At 70.0% G+C, this 15,306-nt stretch carries 20 protein-coding genes; 15 read left to right on the top strand and 5 right to left on the bottom strand.

Going from position 1 to position 15,306, the window contains the following annotated elements:
* Positions 1 to 15: 15 nt before the first annotated feature.
* On the bottom strand, positions 16 to 492 hold the full coding sequence (locus tag ACFPOE_RS16145; RefSeq protein WP_376851183.1) for a (2Fe-2S)-binding protein: 477 nt from the start codon (positions 490 to 492) through the stop codon (positions 16 to 18).
* A gap of 168 nt (positions 493 to 660) precedes the next feature.
* Here ACFPOE_RS16145 and ACFPOE_RS16140 point away from each other — a divergent pair, with 168 nt between their 5' ends.
* The 14 genes from ACFPOE_RS16140 to ACFPOE_RS16075 all read left to right on the top strand — a co-directional run bounded on the left by ACFPOE_RS16140 (position 661) and on the right by ACFPOE_RS16075 (position 9,964).
* Positions 661 to 1,773 (top strand): helix-turn-helix domain-containing protein, encoded by a 1,113-nt coding sequence (locus tag ACFPOE_RS16140; RefSeq protein WP_376851181.1) that lies wholly within the window; start codon positions 661 to 663, stop codon positions 1,771 to 1,773.
* Between the two features lie 205 nt (positions 1,774 to 1,978).
* The gene (locus tag ACFPOE_RS16135; protein WP_376851180.1) at positions 1,979 to 2,698 is read left to right on the top strand and encodes a carboxypeptidase-like regulatory domain-containing protein; all 720 of its coding nucleotides are present in this window, start codon (positions 1,979 to 1,981) and stop codon (positions 2,696 to 2,698) included.
* Positions 2,658 to 3,047, top strand: coding sequence for a GNAT family N-acetyltransferase (locus ACFPOE_RS16130; RefSeq protein ID WP_376851179.1), 390 nt, complete (start codon positions 2,658 to 2,660; stop codon positions 3,045 to 3,047). The genes ACFPOE_RS16135 and ACFPOE_RS16130 overlap by 41 nt, the downstream gene beginning before the upstream one ends.
* Positions 3,048 to 3,065: 18 nt before the next feature.
* Entirely contained in the window at positions 3,066 to 3,629 is a 564-nt protein-coding gene (locus ACFPOE_RS16125) for a tetratricopeptide repeat protein (RefSeq protein WP_376851177.1), read from the top strand.
* 67 nt (positions 3,630 to 3,696) lie between these two features.
* On the top strand, positions 3,697 to 4,080 hold the full coding sequence (locus ACFPOE_RS16120) for a hypothetical protein (protein WP_376851176.1): 384 nt from the start codon (positions 3,697 to 3,699) through the stop codon (positions 4,078 to 4,080).
* Positions 4,077 to 4,406: a hypothetical protein gene (locus ACFPOE_RS16115; protein ID WP_376851174.1), complete on the top strand. Its 330-nt coding sequence runs from the start codon at positions 4,077 to 4,079 to the stop codon at positions 4,404 to 4,406. The genes ACFPOE_RS16120 and ACFPOE_RS16115 overlap by 4 nt, the downstream gene beginning before the upstream one ends.
* Positions 4,407 to 4,654: 248 nt before the next feature.
* Positions 4,655 to 5,086, top strand: a complete 432-nt coding sequence (locus ACFPOE_RS16110) for a hypothetical protein (protein ID WP_376851173.1) — start codon at positions 4,655 to 4,657, stop codon at positions 5,084 to 5,086.
* 12 nt (positions 5,087 to 5,098) lie between these two features.
* Positions 5,099 to 5,674 carry a cysteine hydrolase family protein gene (locus ACFPOE_RS16105; RefSeq protein WP_376851171.1) on the top strand — a complete coding sequence of 192 codons (576 nt, stop codon included), beginning with the start codon at positions 5,099 to 5,101 and terminating at the stop codon, positions 5,672 to 5,674.
* 58 nt (positions 5,675 to 5,732) lie between these two features.
* Entirely contained in the window at positions 5,733 to 6,089 is a 357-nt protein-coding gene (locus tag ACFPOE_RS16100; protein ID WP_376851169.1) for a YciI family protein, read from the top strand.
* 83 nt (positions 6,090 to 6,172) lie between these two features.
* A complete protein-coding gene (locus ACFPOE_RS16095; RefSeq protein WP_376851167.1) occupies positions 6,173 to 6,739 on the top strand; it encodes a GNAT family N-acetyltransferase in 567 nt (188 codons plus the stop codon).
* A gap of 106 nt (positions 6,740 to 6,845) precedes the next feature.
* Positions 6,846 to 7,985, top strand: coding sequence for a methyl-accepting chemotaxis protein (locus tag ACFPOE_RS16090; protein ID WP_376851165.1), 1,140 nt, complete (start codon positions 6,846 to 6,848; stop codon positions 7,983 to 7,985).
* Positions 7,982 to 8,626 carry a DUF6151 family protein gene (locus ACFPOE_RS16085; RefSeq protein ID WP_376851164.1) on the top strand — a complete coding sequence of 215 codons (645 nt, stop codon included), beginning with the start codon at positions 7,982 to 7,984 and terminating at the stop codon, positions 8,624 to 8,626. Before ACFPOE_RS16090 ends, ACFPOE_RS16085 begins: the two co-directional genes overlap by 4 nt.
* Positions 8,627 to 8,628: 2 nt before the next feature.
* Positions 8,629 to 9,258, top strand: coding sequence for a glutathione S-transferase family protein (locus ACFPOE_RS16080; RefSeq protein WP_376851162.1), 630 nt, complete (start codon positions 8,629 to 8,631; stop codon positions 9,256 to 9,258).
* Between the two features lie 55 nt (positions 9,259 to 9,313).
* On the top strand, positions 9,314 to 9,964 hold the full coding sequence (locus ACFPOE_RS16075; protein WP_376851160.1) for a dihydrofolate reductase family protein: 651 nt from the start codon (positions 9,314 to 9,316) through the stop codon (positions 9,962 to 9,964).
* Between the two features lie 4 nt (positions 9,965 to 9,968).
* Here the strand turns inward: ACFPOE_RS16075 and ACFPOE_RS16070 are convergent, their stop codons facing one another.
* The 3 genes from ACFPOE_RS16070 to ACFPOE_RS16060 are packed head-to-tail and all read right to left on the bottom strand — an operon-like array spanning position 9,969 to position 12,222.
* Complete coding sequence (locus ACFPOE_RS16070; protein WP_376851158.1) at positions 9,969 to 10,775, bottom strand: ABC transporter substrate-binding protein; 807 nt, start codon at positions 10,773 to 10,775, stop codon at positions 9,969 to 9,971.
* Positions 10,772 to 11,494, bottom strand: a complete 723-nt coding sequence (locus ACFPOE_RS16065) for an ABC transporter ATP-binding protein (protein WP_376851157.1) — start codon at positions 11,492 to 11,494, stop codon at positions 10,772 to 10,774. The genes ACFPOE_RS16070 and ACFPOE_RS16065 overlap by 4 nt, the downstream gene beginning before the upstream one ends.
* Positions 11,491 to 12,222 carry an ABC transporter permease gene (locus ACFPOE_RS16060; protein ID WP_376851155.1) on the bottom strand — a complete coding sequence of 244 codons (732 nt, stop codon included), beginning with the start codon at positions 12,220 to 12,222 and terminating at the stop codon, positions 11,491 to 11,493. The genes ACFPOE_RS16065 and ACFPOE_RS16060 overlap by 4 nt, the downstream gene beginning before the upstream one ends.
* An 86-nt stretch (positions 12,223 to 12,308) precedes the next feature.
* Between ACFPOE_RS16060 and ACFPOE_RS16055 the strand changes: the two genes are divergently transcribed.
* Entirely contained in the window at positions 12,309 to 13,442 is a 1,134-nt protein-coding gene (locus ACFPOE_RS16055; protein ID WP_376851153.1) for a substrate-binding domain-containing protein, read from the top strand.
* Here the strand turns inward: ACFPOE_RS16055 and ACFPOE_RS16050 are convergent.
* Positions 13,439 to 15,298, bottom strand: a complete 1,860-nt coding sequence (locus ACFPOE_RS16050) for a sensor histidine kinase (RefSeq protein WP_376851151.1) — start codon at positions 15,296 to 15,298, stop codon at positions 13,439 to 13,441. The genes ACFPOE_RS16055 and ACFPOE_RS16050 overlap by 4 nt on opposite strands.
* Between the last annotated feature and the right edge of the window lie 8 nt (positions 15,299 to 15,306).

The raw sequence follows: 15,306 nt of genomic DNA, 5'->3' as shown, positions 1-15,306 counted from the left end.
CGTTCTCCTGTGGGTTCAGACGTTGGCGGTGGCCATGGCCTGGCCGCCCACCTGGATGGCCTTGACGATGTTCTGGTAGCCGGTGCAGCGGCACATGTTGCCGTCCAGCAAGGCACGGATCTCCTCCTCGCTGGAGTTGGGATGGTGCTTGACCAGGTCCACCGCGCTCATCACCATGCCCGGCGTGCAGAAGCCGCACTGCAGCCCGTGGCATTCCTTGAAAGCGGCCTGCATCGGATGCAGCGTGCCGTCCGCCGCCGCCAGTCCTTCGATGGTCGTCACATCGGCGCCGATGTGCTGGGCGGCCAGCGTGTTGCACGACTTGATCGCGCGGCCGTTGACGATGACGGTGCAGGCCCCGCACTGCGCGGTGTCGCAGCCGACGTGGGTGCCCGTCAGGCGCAGCTGCTCGCGCAGCATCTGCACCAGCAGCGTGTTGGGGGCCACGTCGGCGCTGCGCGACTGGCCGTTGACATTGAGCTGGACTTGCATTGCGGGACTCCTTGGGGTGGCAAAAAACGCGTTTCATTGTTGAACCCGGGTCGGGCAGGATACCTAGCGCAAACCCTAGGTTGGATTGGGCGAGACATGAAATTCTCAAAATGAAACAATGGCGATCCGCCACGCCCGGCGAGCTCATCCACCGCACTCCGGATCCACATGGTTGCCACTCTCGATTCCCCGGCGCAGCACCGGCTCGCGCAGATCGACCAGCTGCGGCGCACGGTCATCACCGAACGCCGCCCGGCCGCCGCGCTGCTGGCGGACGGCGGCGGCGAACGCAGCTGGATCGAGCGCTCCTGGCAGCGCTGCCTGCAGGCCGGGCGCCAGCCTGAACAGCGACTGACGTTCGACGTGGTGCCGGCGCAGGCCCGGCGCCGCGCCGAGGAAGGCAACCACGCGCTGCTCGAGGTGGCGCGGCCGCTGCTGGACCAGCTGGGGCGGGCGATCGCCAACAGCCATTACTTCGCCATCCTCACCGACGCCCAGGGCATGGTGATCGACGTCAACGGCCCGGTCGGCAACGACCGCCGGGCCCGGCTGCTGGCGCGGGTGGGCGTGGATCTGTCGGAACGTGCGGTCGGCACCACCGCGATCGGCGCCGTGCTGGCCGAGCTGCGGCCGGTGTGGCTGCACCGAGGCGAGCACTTTTTCGACGACACCGCCGTGTTCAGCTGCGCCGGCGCGCCGCTGTTCGGGCCGGACGGCCGCTGCGCCGGCATGCTGGACCTGACCGGCATCGAGGTGCCCGAGCGGCCCGAGCTCAAGCACCTGGTGGCGCAGTGGGCGCGCAGCATCGAGAACTCGCTGGCGCTGGCGCAGCAGCACGTGCTGCTGTTGCGCGTGAACTGGCCGGGCTGCACCCTGGGCGACGACGGCGACGGCCTGCTGGGGCTGGACCTGGACGGCCACGTGGTGACGGCCAACACGGCGGCGCGGCAGATGGTGGCGCAGCTGGCGCAAGGCCAGTTGCCGGTGCATTGCAGCGAGCTGTTCGCGATGCCGTGGGAGCTGCTATTCGACGCCGCCCGCCGCGGCCGCGCGGTCGAGGTGCCGCTGTGGTCCGGGCTGGTGCTGCAGGTGCTGGCGCAGACGCCCGGCGCCGGGCCGGTCGGCCATGCACCCGGCATCGAGCGGCCGCTGCCGCTGCGCGACGTCCAGGCGGCGCTGATCCGCCGCGCGGTCGACCAGGCGCACGGCAACGTGCAGGAAGCCGCCAGGGCGCTGGGCATCAGCCGGGCCACGGTCTACCGCAAGCTGGGGCGAAAGTGACGCCGGCCGTTGCGGCGCTTCTGGTGTGCGCGCGATCCATCTTCCGGACGGAGTGATACGCGCCGGCCCTGACGATGGCGACACTGCTTCATATCTGTTGTGCACTTTGACGCCACTTTGAATGCGACAAACCATGTCGTGGATGGCCTGCCCAGGGAAGCACTTGCAGTCGCATCGCCAGCACTGCATCCGTTGGCCGTCCGGCATGAACGCATTGCGCGCCGACGTCGTGTTGTCGGCGAAGTGGCTCTGGCTGCTGGCCGGCGCGCTGACCAGTCTGTCGGCTTCGGGACAGCAGATGCTGGGGGGCGATGGCCAGGTCTTGGACACGACGACGCAGCAACCGATCGAAGGCGCGACTGTCGCGATGGAATGCCGCCGGACCCTGCTCGGTCACGGTTCAGCGAAGGTGAGGGATGTCACGGTCACTTCGGACAAGGACGGGATGTACCAATTCTCGTTCCTGCAGGTTGTCGGCTGCGACTTTGCCTACGTGCGCGTGCGCAAGCCCGGATACCAGGACTCCGCCGAGATTCACGTCGGGTATGCCTATACGAACTATGAAAAGATCCCGAGGTACCGGTACCTGACGGCGGACGCCGACGTGGTCATGCTCCGGCTGACGGCGATCACTCCTTCGCGTTCGGGCAACGTCTTTCATCTCGACGGCAGCCCCGCACATGCCGAGGAGTACAGGGCGTGGTATGAAGCCTTCCTGCAAGCGAAGGACATCGCGCAAACAGAACGCGAAAGGCAGTTCGTTCAGGAGCGCTATTGCAGGAACCTGCCGGAGCTGTACTCGATGCTGAACGAGAAGGAAAAGGCTTCCATGGCGAACTATCCCTTCCAATACCAATGGCGCGGGACATTCAGGCGAGGCAGGCATGACTACGCTGCCGAAGTGCAGGCTTACTGTGGTCGCTGATCGCGGGGCGGCGGTGAACAAGTGCGCCGCGAGAAAGCGGCTGCAAAGACCAACGGCAGCCGCGGAGCAGGCTGCTGCGGTCGGCCGGCTCCGGGTCGCCGGCAAGGAGCGCGCCGGCGGCCGAGTCGCTTTCGTCTACGACGTGAAAGTACGGAAGGAGCACCAGCGCCACGGCCACGCCACCCTCGCCTTTCGCGCGCTCGAAGCCGAAGCCGGCGCCATGGGGCTGTCGGGGATCGAGTTGCATGTGGTTGGCCAGAATCGGGTGGCGCAGGCGTTTTACGCAAAGCTGGGCTACCAGCCGACCAACATCACGATGTACAAGCCGGTCGGGCCCCCGGCGGCCTGAGCCGCCGCCGCGGTCACCATGCCCCAGCCCGTTCCCCAGTTCATGCGCTTCTCCGCGCCGGATGCGCAAGCTCTTTCGCGCAGCATTCACAGCACGCGCGAAGAACTCGCCGCCGCGGCCGGCGCTGGCGCGGCGCGCATCGTGGAGCTGGCAGCCGACCTGGGCACCATGCTCACGACGGCCCGGATGGAGGTCGCCGCGGTGGAACTGCTGCAACTGCATGCGGATGCGGCGCAGGCCGCCGCAGGGCACGAACCGGCCGCGTGGTTCTGGAACGCCTACGCCACGGCCCTGCAGTACTGCGGCAGGCACGCCGAGGCGGAGCGCTATTTCATGCTGGCCCTGGACCTCGCCCGCGCAGGAGGCTGGCGACGGGTGGAAGCGCTGATCCTGCACCACTGGGGCCGCAGCCTGGTGGAACAGGGACGGCTCGACGACGCGCAGAAGAACATCTCGCAAGAGCTCGCGATCCGGGTCCAGCTCGGCGAGCCGCGGCAGCAGTCATCGCGCAAGGCACTGGCCGAACTGGCCGCCCTGCGAAGCGCCGGCAGCTCGCCGGGTGACGCCACCGCAAGCACTTGATCCGCGTCAACACCTGGCTGGTTGCCCTGCCTATAGTGGGATCACCCAGCGTCCAGGAGTGTCCACCGTGAACGGTCTCCAAGCCCATCTGCCTGCCAATCCGCGCCGCACCCCGTCCGACAGACTCACCGTCTTCTCCTGGGGTCTGATGTTCATCTGGATCGGTGCGGCCTTCCTGGCCGACGTCGGCTGGCCGGCCGGCGTGTTCGGCGCCGGGGTCATCGCCGTCGGCGTGCAGGCAGCACGCGTCTACCTGGGGCTGCGCGTCGAGGTGTTCGGCCTGGCGATCGGCATCGCCATGCTCGTATGGGGCGGCTGGCACGTGCTCGGCGAGCGCTTCGGGCTGGAGCGCATTCCGGGCGGCCTGATGCCGCTCGTGTTCATCGCGCTCGGCGTGACGCTCGTAGTGCGTGCCTTGTTCCGTTCGGACAGAAGCAGGGAGGAAACATGAACCGACCCCTCGGCCTCGGAGTGGCAGCCGCCGGCGGGCTGCTCGGGCTTGGCCTTCTCTTGAGGGCAAAGCGCGAACGCATCGGCGATGCTGTCCGCCACCGCATGGTGGGCCGCATGGAACGCATGATGGTCAGCCTGCCCGAGAATTCGCCGCCCAAACTCGTGATGTCCGTCCTGCCGCAACTGCGCGAGCAGAACGAGCAGATCATCAGCCTGCTGCGCGAGCAGAACGCGCTGCTGTCCGCGACCCAGGGCCGGGCCAACCCGCAGAACCTGCCGGCCCAGAGCCCGGTCGCCGCCGCCGCCGCCGCCAAGGCCAACTGAGGACGGCACCCGGGCCTGGCGGCCGCTGCAGTCGCGTCGCCCTTGCCCTGTTCCGAGCGACATCCGGCCAGCCGTCCCGCGGCTGGCCGCGCTGCCTGTGCCTGCCCATCCCACGCCATTGCTGGGCTTCGGATCCGATACGATGACAACCCAGAGGTCAATCAACCACACGGGCGAGACCGGGGCCTTCCGCGTCGCGGCGAAGCCTGCGCAAACCGCGGTCCCGCCATCAGCCTGCAGGGGGTCGCATGATTTCCAGGGAAGCCGCCGACGCGATCGCACGTGTCCTGCTCGAGCAGGCACGGGGCGAGTCCGAGCGCCGCAAGAATGCGATGGCCCGCCACGCGCAATTGTTCTACCGCTTCCCCGAGCTGCGGCAGTTCCAGCCGTGGCAGCGCAATGTGATCACCCGGCGCTGTTCCGACCTGGTCAAGCGGGAGCCGCTCATGCTGACGCTCTACATCGCGTGGCTGTCGTTCGTCCTGGCGATTGCCTTCTTCCATCCGTCGCCCCTGCTCGGCGACAGCGCCGGTACGACCGTGGTCCTGGGCGGCATTGTGCTGACCGTATTCCAGCGATGGCGCGTGCGGCGGTATGTGCGCGCATTTGTCGCGTTCGTGCAGAGCCGGGAGGCAGGCAGCGCCGACCACCGGGGCCAGCCGGCCAAGAAAGCTCCGTGAAGGAACCCGCAGATGGCAACCGTGCGCAAAGGCAACATTCCGGCCCTGGTCGTGGTCGACGTCCAGGTGGGCGTCATGCAGCAGGCCTGGGAGGCCCAGCGCGTCATCGGCAACATCGCCCGCGCCGTCGAGCGCGCCCGCGCGCAGGCAGTGCCGGTGATCTGGGTCCAGCATTCGAACGAGGAGCTGCCCCTGGGGTCGGCCCAGTGGCAGTGGGTGCCGCAACTGGGGCCGGCCGGCGGCGAGACGCTGGTCCACAAGCAGTACAACTCGTCGTTCGAGCAGACCTCGCTGGACGCCGAACTCGCCGCCCTGGGCGCCACCCACATCGTGCTGGCCGGTGCACAAAGCAACTGGTGCATTCGCGCCACCGCGTATGGAGCGCTGGATCGCGGCTACGACCTGACGCTGGTCGACGACGCGCACACGACGGAGTCGATGGAACTGGGCGGCGGCGCGACGATCCAGGCCGAAGCCGTGGTCCGTGAACTCAACGTCGCGATGCGCTGGCTCCAGTATCCTGGCGTCAGCAACGGCACTGCCCGCGCGGCCGATGTCGATTTCCACCGCCCTTGTTCGTCGTCCTAGTGGGAACATGCATTTCAACCGGGAGTGCACGCCCACATCCCAGACAAGGAGCCTCCTCATGAAGAATTTCCTCGCCATATTCAATGGCACCCCCGAAGCGGTGGAGAAGTCGGGCTGGAACGCGCTCAGCGAGTCCGAGCGCAACAAGCGGTCGCAGGCCGGCATCGCGGCGTGGCATGCGTGGATGGAGAACCACAAGGCGCAGATCGTGGTGGCCGGCGGCCCGATCGGCAAGACCAAGCGGGTGTCGGGCAAGGGCATCACCGATGCGCACAACGCCATCTGCGGCTATGTGGTGGTTTCCGCGGACTCGCACGATGCCGCCGCCAGGCTGTTCGACAAGCACCCCCATTTCGCGGTGCTGCCCGGCGAGGCGGTGGAAGTGATGGAGTGCATGCCGGTGCCGGGCGCATGAGGTTCTGCCTGCCGGCCGACGGCCGCTGCGTGGCCGACCACTGGTTCTGAACGCGCCTGCAACCGGCCCACCCGCCAGCACCCATGCCCCTGCCCGCCATCACAGCCATCCTCACGCCGCGGCTGACGGTCCGCCCGGTCGCCGGCGCCGACCTCGACGACCTGCTGGAGGTCAACGGCGACGATGCCGTCACCCGCTTCCTGCCCTACAAGACCTGGCAGTCGGCCGAGGACGGCCGCGCCTGGCTGGCGCGCATGGAGGCGCTGGATGCCACCGGAACGTCGCGGCAGCTGGTCATCGAGCGCAACGCGGACGGCAAGGTGGTCGGGACGGTGCTGCTGTTCCGCTTCGACGAAGGCAGCGCGCGGCTGGAGCTGGGCTACGTGGTGGGCCGTGCCCACTGGCGCCAGGGCTACGCGGCCGAAGCGCTGCTGGCGGTCTGCGGGCACGCCTTCGGCCAGCTGGCGGTGCGCCGGATCGAGGCGGAAGTGAACCCCGGCAACGCCGCGTCGAATGCACTGCTGCAGTCGCTCGGCTTCGTGCACGAAGGCATGTTCCGCCAGCGCTGGATCAGCAAGGGAGTCGCCACCGACACCAACATCTACGGTTGCCTGGCGCACGAATGGCTGCGCGGCAACCGTGCCGCTTGACGCACACGCGGACGTTCGTCCTGCTGGCGATTCCGCCGGGCCTTTGGTATGGTGCCCGTAGGCACGCCGGAGCCGCCGCGACGCGGCAATCCGGGGAGGTTCGAGCATGAAACTGATTTTCTGGCCCGCCGTGCGGCTGATGCTGCGGCTGCCGAACGAACGCAAGCTGCCGCTGATGCTGGTCGTCTTCTTCCTGCCGCTGGCGCTGCTCTATTACGAGACGGGGGCCCAGGCCTCCACGGCGGTCAAGGCCTGGATCGCCGCCGGCGTGCTGTTCGCGGTCTACGTGATGATCGCGTTCTACCTGCAGGCCAACGAAGGCTGGACCCGCGTGCTCGGCCCGTTCCGGCGGCTGGCGGCCGGCGACCTGACGGCGAGGATCGATTCCGCCGGGCTCGGCGGGCACTTCGGCATGTTCCTCGGCCTGCTGGGCGACATCCACCGCAACCTCGGCGAGATCGTCGCCCAGGTGCGCCAGAGCTCGGACGCCGTCGCCCGGTCCGCCAGGGAGATCACCGACGGCAGCACCGACCTGTCGCGGCGCACCGAACAGCAGGCCTCGACGCTGGAGCAGACCGCCTCGGGAATGGAGGAGCTGTCCGCCACCGTCCGGCAGAACGCGGAGAACTGCAAGGTTGCATCGGGGCTGGCGCAGCGGGCCGAGGCCGTCGCCCGCGACGGCGCCCGCGAGGTGCACGCGGTGGTGCAGGGCATGGGCCGGATCCAGCAGGGCTCCCAGCGCATGGCCGACATCATCGGGGCCATCGAGGGCATCGCGTTCCAGACCAACATCCTGGCCCTCAATGCGGCGGTGGAGGCGGCCCGCGCGGGCGACCAGGGCCGCGGCTTCGCCGTGGTGGCCAGCGAGGTCCGCGCGCTCGCCGGCCGCAGCGCCGAGGCAGCCAAGGAGATCCGGGCGCTGATCGAGCAGTCGGCCGGCGAGATCACGGAGGGCAGTCGCCAGGTGGAGGCGGCGGGCACGGTCATCGACGAGATCGTGTCGAGCGTGCAGCGCGCCAACGCGCTGATCGGCACCATCGCCACCGCGTCGGCCGAGCAGAGCGCCGGGGTCAGCGAGATCAACAAGGCGATCGTCCACCTCGAAACCGTGACCCAGGAGAACGCGGCGCTGGTGGAGGCAGCCGCGGCCGGTTCCATGTCGTTCCAGGGCGAGGCCCAGCGCCTCACCGAGGTGGTGGCGCGCTTCCGGATCGCGGGCCAGGCGGCCGGGGGATCGCCGGCGTGACCAGGCACCCGCTGCAATGCCGCTGCGGCACGGTCAGGGGCCATGTGGTGCGCCCCGGCGCCGGCACCCGCGTGGTCTGCTACTGCAAGGACTGCCAGGCCTACGCCCATTTCCTGCAGCAGCCGGACACCATCCTGGACCCGCTGGGCGGCACCGCCATCGCCGCCACGCTGCCGGCACTGGTCCACTTCAGCCAGGGCACCGGCGCGCTGGCCTGCATGTCGCTGTCCGGGACGGGGCCGCTGCGCTGGTACGCGGGCTGCTGCAACACGCCGATCGGCAACACGTCGCGCAACGCGAAGCTGCCCTACGTCGGCCTGGTCGAGCGCTGCCTGGCCGCCGGCCCGCCCACGCTGCAGCAGTCGTTCGGCCCGGTCCGTGCGCTGCTCAACACGCACAGCGCCAGGAGCAGCGTCAAGGCCACGCCGCTGGCCACCGTGGCGGCGCTGGTGCGGATCCTCACGCCGGTCGCCTGGGCACGGCTGCGCGGCCGCTACCGCGACAATCCCTTCTTCGACGCCGCGACCGGCCGGCCGGTTGCACCCGTGCGGGAACTGACCAGGGCCGAACGGGCCGCCGTCACCGATGCCGCCCTGGCAGCGAGCTCCGATGGCCGCGCGCGGGCCGGCAAGGAACTCTGACCATGCTCACCCTGTTCGGCGCCAGAGGCTCCGGCTCCGCCGCCGTCGAATGCGCGCTGCGCCGTTGCGGCCAGGACTACAGGATCGTGCGGGCCGCGACCTGGGAGCAGGATTCGGCGCGCGACCAACTTGCGAAGCTCAATCCGCTCGGACAGATCCCCACGCTCGTGCTCGACGACAGCACCGTGCTGACCGAGAGTGCGGCCCTCCTGATCCACCTGGGCCTGCAGTTTCCGGACACCGGCCTGCTGCCGCATTCGCCGGGCGGGCGCGCAATGGCGCTGCGCGGCCTGGTCTTCATCGCCAGCAACTGCTATGCGGCGATCAGCATCGGCGATTATCCGGAGCGCTGGACCACCGCCACCGCGTCCGAGGCGCAGGAGCAGGTGCGCCTTGCCGCGCGGCGCCAGCTGCACCGGCACTGGGAGATCTTCGCTGATACCTTCCCCGCCACGCCCTTCCTGGCCGGCGACCGGCCCGGTGCCCTCGACTATCTCGCGGCCGTGGTGTCGAAGTGGTCGGGCACGCGGGCGCACCTCGCCGCTGCCCGTCCCGCCTTCAGTGCAACGCTGCAGCGGATCGAGGCCGATCCCCTGGTCGCGCAGGTCTTCGCCGTCCACTGGGATGCCTGAGGCCGCGCGCCCCAACCGCACGCTCCGCGTGCATCCACCAAGAAGGAATCCCCCCATGCAGAAAGTCCGTGTCCTCAGTTTCGCCGTGTCCCTGGACGGCTACAGCGCCGGTCCCGACCAGGACCTGGAGCATCCGCTGGGCGTCAACGGCCCCGAACTGATGGAATGGTTCTTCCCGACCCGCGTCTTCCGCGCCATGCACGGCGACGGTGGCGGCGGCGAGACCGGCATCGACAACACGATGGCCGAACAGAGCTTCGACAACGTCGGCGCCTGGATCATGGGGCGCAACATGTTCGGCCCGGTGCGCGGCCCCTGGCCGGACGAGAGCTGGAAGGGCTGGTGGGGCGAGGAGCCGCCCTACCACGTGCCGACCTTCGTGCTGACCCACCATCCGCGCGCGACGCTGCCGATGAAGGGCGGCACCGAATTCCGCTTCGTCACCGACGGCATCCACTCGGCGCTGGCGCAGGCCAGGGCGGCGGCCGGCGGGCGCGACGTGCGCATCGGCGGCGGCACGTCCACCGTGCGGCAGTACCTGCAGGCCGGGCTGATCGACGACCTGCACCTGGCGGTGCGGCCGGTGCTGCTGGGCGCCGGCGAGAACCTGTTCCAGGGCCTGAACCTGCGGGCGCTGGGCTACGAGGTGGAAAAGTCGGTCGCCGGCGAGCGTGCCACCCACGTGTTCCTGCGCAAGCGCGCGTGAACTGCTACCTGGCGGCGTTGGGGAAGAACAGCTGCTCGCCGCCGATCTTGTAGCTGGCGATCGCGGCCTGCCCGGCCGGTGAAGTCACCCAGTCGACGAACTGCTGCGCCTCGGCGGCCTTCACCTGCGGGAACTTCACCGGGTTGACCACCATCACGCCGTACTGGTTGAACAGGCGGGCGTCGCCTTCCACCAGCACGGCGAGGTCGGCCCGGTTCCTGAAATTGAGCCAGGTGCCGCGGTCGGCCAGCACATAGGCGCCGGTGGAGGCGGCGATGTTCAGCGCCGGGCCCATGCCGCAGCCGCACTCCTTGTAGCCGCTGCCCTTGCCGGCCAGCCCGGCCTGCGCCCAGTAGCGCAGTTCCGCCGCGTTGGTGCCGCTCTTGTCGCCGCGCGAGATGAAGGGCGCGTTGGCGGCGGCGATCCTGGCCAGCGCCGCGGCGATGTCCTTGCCGCGGGCGCCGGCCGGATCGGCCTTCGGCCCGATCAGCACGAAGTCGTTGTACATCACCGGATAGCGCCTGGCCGCGCCGCCCTCGGCGACGAACTTTTGCTCCGCCGCCTGGTCGTGCACGAACAGCACGTCGGCGTCGCCGCGGCGGGCGATGTCGATCGCCTGGCCGGTGCCGACGGCGACCACCTTCACCTCGATGCCGGTGGCCCTGGTGAACTGCGGCAGCAGGTGCGGAAACAGTCCCGACTGCTCGGTGGACGTGGTGGAGGCCATCGTGATCGTCGTCGCCGCCGCCGCTGCGCCCGCCGCCAGCAGGTGCAGCGCCAGCAGCGCGCCCCGGAGCCAGTTCTTGTTCAAGCCAGTTCTCCCTTGAGGAACAGGTCCGCCTCGCGCGAGGTGTCGCGCAACTGCGGGCCGTTGAAAAAATCGTGCACCGGCAGGTCGGCCAGCAGCCGGCCGTGCTCCAGGTAGACCACCCGGGTGGCCAGCCGCTTGACCTGGCCCAGGTTGTGGCTGGCGAACACCAGCGTCATGCCGTCCTGCGCGAACTGCGCCATCAGCGCCTCCACCTCGCGCTTGGCGTGCGGGTCCAGGCTGGAGGTCGGCTCGTCCAGGAACAGCAGGTCGGGCTTCAGGCTCCAGGCCCGCGCCAGCGCGAGGCGCTGCTGCTGGCCGCCCGAGAGCGAGCGCGCGTTGCGCAGCGCGACCTCGGACAGCTCCACCGCCGCCAGCGCCTGCAGCGCGCCCTCGCGCGCCTGCGCCCACTTGCGGCCGGCGATCCACAGGCCCAGCGCCACGTTGTTCAGCGCGCTGGTGCGCAGCATGTAGGGCCGCTGGAACAGCATCGCCTGGCGGACGGCGCCGTCGCGCAGCAGCGCGCCGCGGGTCGGCGCCAGCAGGCCGTGCAGCACGCGCAGCAGCGTGCTCTTGCCGCTGCCGTTGGCGCCGATCAGCGCCACCCGCTCGCCGGCGCCGATGCGCAGGTCGATGCCCTGCAGCGCGCGCACCGCACCGAACTCCAGGTCCACCGCCTTGAGCTGCAGCAGGCCGCCCACCGGGGCGCTGCGCCCGCTCACGCGGCCACCGGCAGCAACAGCGGGCGGTCGCTGCGCTGCAGCCGCCAGCGCCGCAGGCCGGCGATCAGCGCGTTCAGCGCCAGCACCACGCCCAGCAGCACCATGCCCAGCGCCAGCGCCAGCGGCAGGTCGCCCTTGCTGGTCTCCAGCGCGATGGCGGTGGTCATCACGCGGGTGAAGCCGTCGATATTGCCGCCGACGATCATCACCGCCCCCACTTCCGAGACGGCGCGGCCGAAGGAGGCGATCAGCACCGTCAGCAGCGCGTAGCGCTCGTCCCATGCCAGCAGCAGGCTGCGCAGCAGGCCGCCGGCGCCCAGCGACCGCAGCTGTTCGCCATTGGCGCTGTCCACGTCCTCGATCACCTGCCGGGTCAGCGCCGTCACCACCGGCAGCACCAGGATGGTCTGCGCGATCACCATCGCCTTGAACGAGAACAGCCAGCCCAGGAAGCCCAGCGGCCCCGAGCGTGACAGCAGCAGGTACACCACCAGCCCCACCACCACCGACGGCAGCGCCAGCAGCGTGTTGAGCAGCGTGAGCAGCACGCCGCGGCCGGCGAAGCGCGCCGTGCCCAGCCAGGCGCCCAGCAGCACGCCGGCGGCGCAGGCGGCCAGGCAGGCGATGCCGCTGACCGCCAGCGAGCGGCCGACGATGGCCAGCAGCACCGGGTCGGCGCCGGCGATCAGCTCCAGCGCGGTCGCGGCGCTGTCGGAAAACGTGTTCATCGCACCGATGCTACCGGGCCGCCGCAGCGTGCCGCATCGGGATTCACGAGCTATGAAGCGGTGTGCATAGCGCATACTCCTGCGGCGTGAAGACGATCGAACTTTCCTACAGCCTCACTGCGCGCGACGCCGGGCCGCAGGCGATCCGCAATCCGATGATGGAGGTGCTGCACGCGGTGCGCCAGCACGGCTCGATCGGCGCGGCCGCCAAGGCGCTGGGCCAGTCCTACCGCCATGTGTGGGGCGCGCTCAAGCGCTGGGAAGCGGAACTGGGCCGCGGCCTGATCGTCTGGGAGAAGGGCCAGGCGGCGCGGCTCTCGGAATTCGGCGACAAGCTGCTGTGGGCCGAGCAGCAGGCCCAGGCCCGGCTGGCGCCGCAGATCGAGGCGCTGCACGCCGACCTGGAACGCGCCTTCGCCGTCGCCTACGACGACAGCGCCCATGTGCTGACGCTGTACGCCAGCCACGACGACGCGCTGGTGGCGCTGCGCGAGCACGCCGCCGCGCAGTCGCGCCTGCACCTGGACATCCGCTTCACCGGCAGCGTGGACGCGATCGGCGCGCTCAACGAGGGCCGCTGCGTGCTGGCCGGTTTCCACACGCCGCCGCAGCCGGCCGGCGGCGCGGCCGGCGGCAAGCCGGGCCTGGCGCAGCGCACCTACCAGCCGCTGCTGCAGCCGGGCCGGCACAAGATCATCGGCTTTGCCCGCCGCAGCCAGGGCCTGGTGGTCGCGCGCGGCAATCCGCTGCGGCTGCGCTCGCTGGCGGACCTGGAGGGACGGGGCGCGCGTTACGTCAACCGCGCGCTGGGCACCGGCACCCGGCTGCTGGCCGAGGAACTGCTGGCGCAGGCGAACGCCGATCCGGCGCGCATCGCCGGCTGGGACCGCACCGAGCCCTCGCATGCGGCGGTGGCGCAGGCCGTCGCCTCCGGCGCGGCCGATGCCGGGCTGGCGATCGAAGCGGCTGCGCGGGCCCGCCACCTGGACTTCGTGCCGCTGGTGCAGGAGGCGTATTACCTGGTGTGCCTGCGCTCGGCGCTGGAGCAGCCGCCGATGCTGGCGCTGCGCGAGGTGCTGCGCAGCCAGGCCTGGCAGGCCCGCATCGCGCAGCTGGCGGGCTACGAACCATACCGCAGCGGCGAGGTGCTCAGCCTCAAGCAGCAGTTGCCGTGGTGGCGCTTTGCGCGCGGCAAGAAAGCGGCAGCGGGCGGGACTTAAGGCGGGGCCGGAGCAGCCTTCGGCTTGGGCTCCAGCGTGAACTTGAAGGTCGCACCCTGCGCCGGCTGCGACTCGCCCCATACCCGGCCGCCGTGCTGGCCGACGATGCGCCGCACGTTGGCCAGGCCGACCCCGGTGCCGGGGAATTCGTCCTGCGAATGCAGCCGCTGGAAGTTGCCGAACAGCTTGTCGGCGTAGGCCATGTCGAAGCCGGCGCCGTTGTCCTTGACGCAGTAGACGATCTCGCCGTCGGCCTGGTCCTGCGCCGTCAGCGAGATCTCGGACACCTCGCGGCCGCCGGAAAACTTCCACGCGTTGCCCACCAGGTTCTCCACCGCCACCCGCAGCAGGTTGGCGTCGCCGTGCACCACCATGCCGTCCTGCACGTGCGCCACCACCTTGCGCTGCGGCTCGCGCTCCTGCAGATCGGCCAGCACGCCGCGCGCCGCCGCGCTCAGGTCCACCTCGCCCTTGTCCATGCTGGACTGGGCGACGCTGGCCATCGCCAGCAGCGCGCCGATGAAGTCGTCCATCTGGCGGGCGGCGACGCGGATGCGCTGCAGGTAATGGCGGATCCGCTCGGCGCCCACCTTCTCCAGCGTGTCGCCCAGCATCGTGCTGAAGCCCAGGATGGTGGCGATGGGCGCGCGCAGGTCGTGCGCCAGCGCGTGCGCGAACGACATCAGTTCCGAATTGGCGCTCTCCAGCTGCGCCGTGCGCGCCTTCACCCGCTCGTTCAGTTCGGCGTTCAGCTGCATGATCTCCTGCTGGTGGCGCAGCCGCTGCGTGATGTCGCGCAGCACCACGTTCAGCAGCGTCTTGCCCTCCATCGTGGTGTAGGTGCCGACGGTCGCCTCCACCTCCAGCCGGGAGCCGTCGCCGCGCAGCACGGTCAGTTCGCCCTTGGCCTTGCCGTGCTGGTCGCGCGCCGCCAGCAGCGCCCGCACCCGCTGGTCATCGGCCGCGACCAGGCGGGCACTGCCGGCGAGCAGAAGATCCTGCTCGGTCATCCCGAACAGCAGGCAGGCAGCCGGGTTGGCGTGCAGGATGGTGCCGTCCGGCACCACCTCGAAGATCGCGTCGGCGCTGCTTTCGAACAGCAGCCGGTAGCGCTCCTCGCTCTCCACCAGCGCCTCGCGCACCTCGCGGTGCCCGCTGACGTCGCGAAAGTACACCGCCAGCCCCTCGGCATCGGGATAGGCCGCCACTTCCAGCCACAGCTGCAGCGCCGACGAGAAGGTTTCGAACACCACCGGCTGCATCGCCGCCAGCGCCAGCTCGTAGTTGCCCTGGATCACCGAGCCGACCGAGCTGGGAAAGACTTCCCACATCACCCGCCCGAGCAGTTCGGCGCGGGCATGGCGAAACAGCGCCTCGGCCTTGCGGTTGACGTAGGTGAAGCGCCACTCGCGGTCGACGGTGAAGAAGGCGTCGGTCAGGCTCTCCAGCGTGGTGCTGAACTGCTCGCTGAGCTGGCGGAACTGCTCGACCGCCGCCAGCTTGCCCGAGACGTCGTGCAGCGTGCCCTGGACGCTGCAGACCAGGCCGTCGGGGTTGCGCTGCGCCTCGCCCGTCACCCGGACCCACAGCGGCGCCGGCCGGCGCGCTTCCATCTGCACCTCGACGTCGAAGGGCGCGCCGCCCTGGATGCAGTTCATGATGGCGTCGTCAATGGTGTCCCACCATTCGGGGCGCACCAGTTCCACCATGGCGCGCAGGGTCTGCGGCGGCGCCTGCAGCAGGCCCAGGATGGCCGAGGCTTCGGCCGACCACTGGACGCCGAGGTCCGGGACGTCGATCGTCCACGACCCGACACGGTCGCTCCAGACCGACCTCAGGTTCGCGGAAATGGGCACGCAGGTTC

The organism is Caenimonas terrae (assembly GCF_042655405.1).
Taxonomy (GTDB): domain Bacteria; phylum Pseudomonadota; class Gammaproteobacteria; order Burkholderiales; family Burkholderiaceae_C; genus Ramlibacter; species Ramlibacter terrae_A.
This window is presented reverse-complemented; position numbering and strand designations above follow the sequence as displayed.

Coding starts and splice junctions, on each gene's coding strand:
- ACFPOE_RS16110 (WP_376851173.1), top strand. CDS start 4,655: ATGATTTCCAGGGAAGCCGCCGACGCGATCGCACGTGTCCTGCTCGAG.
- ACFPOE_RS16105 (WP_376851171.1), top strand. CDS start 5,099: ATGGCAACCGTGCGCAAAGGCAACATTCCGGCCCTGGTCGTGGTCGAC.
- ACFPOE_RS16095 (WP_376851167.1), top strand. CDS start 6,173: ATGCCCCTGCCCGCCATCACAGCCATCCTCACGCCGCGGCTGACGGTC.
- ACFPOE_RS16090 (WP_376851165.1), top strand. CDS start 6,846: ATGAAACTGATTTTCTGGCCCGCCGTGCGGCTGATGCTGCGGCTGCCG.
- ACFPOE_RS16080 (WP_376851162.1), top strand. CDS start 8,629: ATGCTCACCCTGTTCGGCGCCAGAGGCTCCGGCTCCGCCGCCGTCGAA.
- ACFPOE_RS16135 (WP_376851180.1), top strand. CDS start 1,979: ATGAACGCATTGCGCGCCGACGTCGTGTTGTCGGCGAAGTGGCTCTGG.
- ACFPOE_RS16100 (WP_376851169.1), top strand. CDS start 5,733: ATGAAGAATTTCCTCGCCATATTCAATGGCACCCCCGAAGCGGTGGAG.
- ACFPOE_RS16075 (WP_376851160.1), top strand. CDS start 9,314: ATGCAGAAAGTCCGTGTCCTCAGTTTCGCCGTGTCCCTGGACGGCTAC.
- ACFPOE_RS16060 (WP_376851155.1), bottom strand. CDS start 12,222: ATGAACACGTTTTCCGACAGCGCCGCGACCGCGCTGGAGCTGATCGCC.
- ACFPOE_RS16145 (WP_376851183.1), bottom strand. CDS start 492: ATGCAAGTCCAGCTCAATGTCAACGGCCAGTCGCGCAGCGCCGACGTG.
- ACFPOE_RS16140 (WP_376851181.1), top strand. CDS start 661: ATGGTTGCCACTCTCGATTCCCCGGCGCAGCACCGGCTCGCGCAGATC.
- ACFPOE_RS16130 (WP_376851179.1), top strand. CDS start 2,658: ATGACTACGCTGCCGAAGTGCAGGCTTACTGTGGTCGCTGATCGCGGG.
- ACFPOE_RS16115 (WP_376851174.1), top strand. CDS start 4,077: ATGAACCGACCCCTCGGCCTCGGAGTGGCAGCCGCCGGCGGGCTGCTC.
- ACFPOE_RS16125 (WP_376851177.1), top strand. CDS start 3,066: ATGCCCCAGCCCGTTCCCCAGTTCATGCGCTTCTCCGCGCCGGATGCG.